The organism is Candidatus Edwardsbacteria bacterium (assembly GCA_018821925.1).
Classification (GTDB): Bacteria; Edwardsbacteria; AC1; order AC1; family EtOH8; genus UBA2226.
Genome location: JAHJLF010000092.1, coordinates 1 through 5497, shown reverse-complemented (window position 1 = coordinate 5497; position 5497 = coordinate 1). Strand labels below are relative to the sequence as shown.

The 5497-nt window shown below is 51.4% G+C and carries 3 protein-coding genes; all 3 read right to left on the bottom strand.

Annotated elements, in window-relative coordinates; translation table 11 throughout:
- Positions 1 to 1110 (bottom strand): hypothetical protein (locus tag KJ869_11250; GenBank protein MBU1577763.1); only part of this gene is annotated, 1110 nt, incomplete at its 3' end.
- A 219-nt stretch (positions 1111 to 1329) separates the two neighbouring features.
- A complete protein-coding gene (locus tag KJ869_11245; GenBank protein MBU1577762.1) occupies positions 1330 to 4431 on the bottom strand; it encodes an efflux RND transporter permease subunit in 3102 nt (1033 codons plus the stop codon).
- 1 nt (position 4432) lies between these two features.
- Positions 4433 to 5347: an efflux RND transporter periplasmic adaptor subunit gene (locus KJ869_11240; protein ID MBU1577761.1), complete on the bottom strand. Its 915-nt coding sequence runs from the start codon at positions 5345 to 5347 to the stop codon at positions 4433 to 4435.
- Positions 5348 to 5497 lie beyond the last annotated feature (150 nt).

Here is a 5497-nt window from a genome sequence, read left to right as displayed (position 1 = left end):
TTCGCCCTCTACCCCGTTCAATGAATCATCCCATTCCCATTCATAAATCACGCCCAATTCGCTTAAAGCATAGACCCGGTTTTTGCCGTCATTGCGGGCATCCCCAACCACACCGGCAGCCATATCGAAATTATAGCCATAATTATATGCGATTGTATCCAATAATACTTTATCCCAGAAACTATCTTGACTTGTGCTGTCATTGTAACTCCACTCCCAAACATGAATATCACTAAATATCGAATCATTTATTATCATGCTGCTACCTAAGGTGTACATTCTTTGTTTGCCATCATTGCGCCCGTCACCGGAAAATGGATAAGTTCCGTAAGCTATAGCTGAATCGCTTCTCAGCCATTCTGTACCACTCCATTCTATCTCATGTATTCCAGACTCTTTAATATATAACCGTTGCAAGCCATCATCTTTAAATGCACCCAGTAACTTGCCTCCCGTGTTTACTATAAATTGATGGTGTGTTGTATCCCATTTATCTCTGTAGGTATACTCTACCCAATAGATGTCACCACTAGAATAAACTCTGGTTGTATCATCATTTCTTCCTTTTCCAATAACAATATCCTGAACTATACTCCTCTTAATCCCCATGGTGTCCTTTTTCCAAGTTCCACTTCCATTTCGGTAAGTATAAGCTATGGTCGTGCTGTCATCGCATCCTGCAACTACCCTCATGGTGTCGTCATTCTTTATGTTTCCTATCTCTATGGTTCGAATGTCATACCAATTGCCAGCTTTTACTATCACACTATCCCATGTAGAACCATTATAGCTATACTCTTTTATGTTGCCACGGGCCATATCACCAGTATAAACCCGACAAACTCCGTCGTTTCTGCCAAAACCGGCGGTAATTGATGTCGGATTGCAGGCATATTCAGATAATGGGCTTTTAGCCCATCCCGTACCATTCCAGGTAAATTCGTAGGGATAGCTACCTGTAGTATATAATCGGTTTATTCCATCATTGCGTCCCGGTGCAATAACAAGCCCACTGCCACTTGCATTACCAACAATGGAGCATTTATAATCGCCGGCATGGGCTATGCTGAAAAGCATAGCTGATATTGTTACAAAAATAAACTTCTTCATAATATTACCCTCATTCGCTTTATTGCGCCGCGCATCGGCTTAATTTCAAACATAAAAAGCCCCTGCCCGTAGTTTTAAAACTGCGAACAAAGGCTTTTAAATTATGGCCCAAATGCAAGCAAGCCCGTGGTATAAGGCTTTCTTATTTTTCACAGGAGAAACGTATCACAACTGAGGGCGTTTGTCAAGAAAATTGTTTATTTATTATAGGCATATCCGTTATTTCTTCAGCCTTTCCTCCAAGATGATATACAGGGTCGGCACGAAAACCAGGGTCAGCACAGTGGATGCCGCCAGGCCCCCGATCACCGATACGGCCAGGGGGGCATAGGTCTCTCCGCTCTCCCCTATGCCCAAAGCCATCGGTACCATCCCGAAAATGGTGGTCAGGGTGGTCATTAATATGGGACGGAGCCTGGTCCGGCCCGAGGTTATTACCGCCTGGTACAGTTCCATGCCCTGCCTTTTCAATACATTGGCATAATCCACCAGCAGGATGGCATTCGACACCACCATCCCCACCAGCATGATAACGCCAATAAAGGCGATTACCGAGAAATTGATCCCGGTAAAGAACAGCCCCCAGATGACTCCGATTATCCCCAGTGGCACCGAGAACATTATCACGAAAGGGTCCAGCAAAGATTCGAACTGGGAGGCCAGCACCATATAGACCAGCATTATGGCCAGCAGCATGGCATAGAACAGGCTTTTGAAGCTGTCAGCCATGTCCTTGGCCGAGCCGCTGACCTCGATAGTGAAGCCTTCGGGGACGGTCAGCTTTTTGAGCTTTTGGGTCAGCTCCTGATTGATGACGCCCACTGCCCGGCCAGCCACATCGCAGGTGACGCTGATGATCCGCTGCTGGTTCTTGCGCTGGATGTCCACCGGCCCGAAGGCCTTTTCGATACGGGCCACGTTGCTCAGGGCCACCGGATGCCCCAGGGGGGACATGATGAAAAGTCCCGAAAGGTCGCGCAGCTTATCACGATCTCTCTCCTGCAGCCTTACCACAATATCGTATTCCTTGCCGAACTTGCTATCCCGGAACCGGGATACCACGTTGCCCTTGAAGGCCGTCTCCACCGTCCCGGCCACCTGGTATACCGAAAGCCCCAGGCTGCCGGCCTTGTCGCGGTCGACCATTACCTTAAGCTCCGGAATGCCCTCCTTGCGGCTGATATCCACATCCCTGGTGCCTTTGATGCCGGAAATTATTTCCTTGACCTGCCGGGCCAGTTTCTGCCCGGTTTCCATGTCATAGCCCTGAATATCAACCTGCACCGCTCCTCCGGCTCCGAAACTCATCATTTGGGACATCATTCCGCCGGTATTGATGATTATCTTGGCATCCGGAATCCTGGCGAATTTAGCCCGGAGGCCTTCGACGATCTCCTCCACCCCCCGCTTGCGCTCGGAACGGTTTACCAGCTTGACCCGCATGTCGGCGTAGTTGGGCCCGGTGCTGGACATGGACCTTCTCATGCCTTCGCCCTCGCCGTATACCGAATAGACCACCCTGGTCTCGGGGATATCCTCCCTGACTATATCCTCCAACTGCCTTACTATCTTTCCGGTCTGGGCAAATGAGGTCCCCACCGGCATGGCCAGCGACAGGCTGAACTCATTCTCGTCGCTTTTAGGGATGAATTCGGTATCCACTAATTTTAGCGGCCAGATCAGGGAAATGGTCAGCAGCACGATGCCTAAGGTTATGCCGATCACCTGCTTTTTATGTCGGATCGCCCAACTGATGATATTCTGGTATACTATATCCAGCGATTTGAGCCACTTATTGAATTTGTTGAGCCAGTTCCGTATCAGCCAGCTGTCCATTTGATCATTGCTTTCCACCTTCATGAATTTTTTGCTGAGCAGTGGAATAAGCATCATGGAAACGAAATAGGAAGCGATAAGGGAAAATGACACCGTATAGCTCATCGGTTTAAACATCACCCCGGCAATGCCGCTGACGAACGCTATGGGAATGAAGACCACAATGGTGGTTATGGTAGCCGCCAGCACTGCCATGGCCACTTGGGATGATCCCTGCAAGGCAGCCTCCCGGGCATCATGCCCCTCCTCACGATGACGATAGATGTTCTCCAGCACCACTATGGAATCGTCCACCAGCCGGCCCACCCCCAGAGCCAAGCCGCCCAGGGTCATGATATTGAGGGTCATGTTCTGGAAATACATCATCACGAAGGTGGCAATAATCGAAAAGGGAATGGAGATCCCGATGATCATGGTGCTGCTCCAATTCCGCAGGAACAGCATGATGATCAATATGGCCAGGATGGCCCCGATGACGGCTTCGCTCTGCAGGCTCTTTATGGACCGCCTGATGAATATGGAAGAATCGAAGGCCACCGACAATTTGATGTCCGAGGGCATTCCTTTCTGCAGTTCGGCCAGTTTTTTCTGTACCCGGTTGCTTACCTCCACGGTATTTGAACCCGACTGTTTCTGGACCACCATCACCACCGACCGAACCCCGTCGATCCTCGTCTCGCTGTCCCTCTCGGCATAAGCATCCTTGACCTCGGCGATATCCCTCAAGGATATCGGCACCCCGTTGCGATTGCCGATCACCGTGGCCCCCACCTGCTTGATATCCTTGTATTCGCCCGGGGTCCGGATCAGATAATCCAAATTGCCCACCCGCAAATGCCCCCCCGGCAAATTGAGGTTGGCGGCGGCCAGGGCCATTTTGACCTGGTCGAATGAAATGCCCAAACCCTCCATCCGGTTCCGGTCGATGTTGACGTGGATCTGGCGGTCCATGCCCCCCTGAACCACCACCGCCGCCACGCCATCCAGCCTGGCCACCTTATCTTTAATATTATCCTCGGCAAACTGCTTAAGCTCCGAGACCCCGCGGGGGCTGGAGATCCCCACCACCAGTATGGGCATCAGGGCCGGATCGTATTTCACCACCATCGGGCTTCCCACCCCGCCGGGCAGGTGGTCCCGCACCAGATCGATCTTCTCCCTGATGTCTATGGAGGCCGCATCGACGTCGGTCCCCCAGTCGAACTGGGCGATCAGCAGCGATGATCCCTCCTTTGAGGTGGAGGTGACGTTCTTGATGTTCCTTACCATGCTGATGGCCGCTTCCAGCGGCTTGTTCACCATCGACTCCACCTCGGCCGGGCCGGCCCCGCTGTATTCCGTCATCACCGCTACGATGGGCAGGGACATATCGGGAAACAGGTCGATATTCAGGTTTATCAGGGACACCAAGCCGATCACCGTTACTCCGATGAATATCATCAGCACCGTGATGGGACGTTTGATGCCGAATTCGGACAAAATCATCTTACTTGCCTCCCACCACTTCCACCGGAGAGCCGTCGGTCACCGAGTGCTGCCCGGAGATTATCAGCTCCTCCCCCAGCGACAAACCGCTCTTGACGGCCGTCCTGTCCCCCAGGTCAAGCTCCACCTCGATGTTCCTGGCAACGGCCTTATTACCCTTTAGGACAAAGACCAGCTTCCCTACCTCCCTTTCGATTATGGCCGAGGTAGGTATGACTACGCCCTTGGTGTAATGCCTGACGTTTATCACCGCCCGGCCGTACATACCCGGCCGAAGCTTCAATCCCTGGTTGCCCACCGATATCTCGGCCTTGACCGTCCGGCTGAGATAATCCACCGTGGGCGAGATCTTTTTGACAAACCCAGTGAAGTTGGTTTTGGGCCAGGCGTCTATGTTTGCCGCCACCTTGGCCCCTGCTTTTAGCTTGGACATATCCGATTCCGGGACCGATACTAGCAGCTTGACCTTGCGGTAATCGGCCACCTGAAAAAGCGGCGTTCCGGGGTTCACTCTGGCGCCGGTGTCGAAATATCGCTTGGTCAGCCACCCGGCTATGGGCGACTCCAGGACGGCTTCCTTGAATTCCACCCCCACTTCATCGCGATCGATGCTGACCACAGATTGTCCCGCCTCGATCCAGGCCCCTTCCTCGAACAGATATTTTATTATCTTTCCAGAGACCTTAGAGGGCACTTCGATCTGGTTCTCGGCCATCATGGTGCCCGACAATTCCAGGGTCTCGTCATAATCGGTGGGAACTATGGTCGCTACTTCCACCGGAGATCTGTTGACCACTGCTTCTTGGTTACGGGAACCTCTATTTTTTGCGATTATCCTGCCAGCTATCACAACCATGATTACCAACATGATTACCAATATCACTGCTGATAGTATTAATGTATTTTTGCGCTTCATTTTCGCCAATACTCCTCGGGTGATTATATTTGCTATTATTTGATTTCTATTGGAATGTTTTACCAACGGCATTTTCTAATTTGGCCAAGCTGACCAGATAATCGTGAAGGGCCTGTATCTTATTGGTCCTGGCCTGGGTTAACGCGACTT

Bases quoted from the DNA above. Each gene is read 5' to 3' on its own strand.
- KJ869_11245 (MBU1577762.1), bottom strand. From the start codon at position 4,431: ATGATTTTGTCCGAATTCGGCATCAAACGTCCCATCACGGTGCTGATG.
- KJ869_11240 (MBU1577761.1), bottom strand. From the start codon at position 5,347: ATGAAGCGCAAAAATACATTAATACTATCAGCAGTGATATTGGTAATC.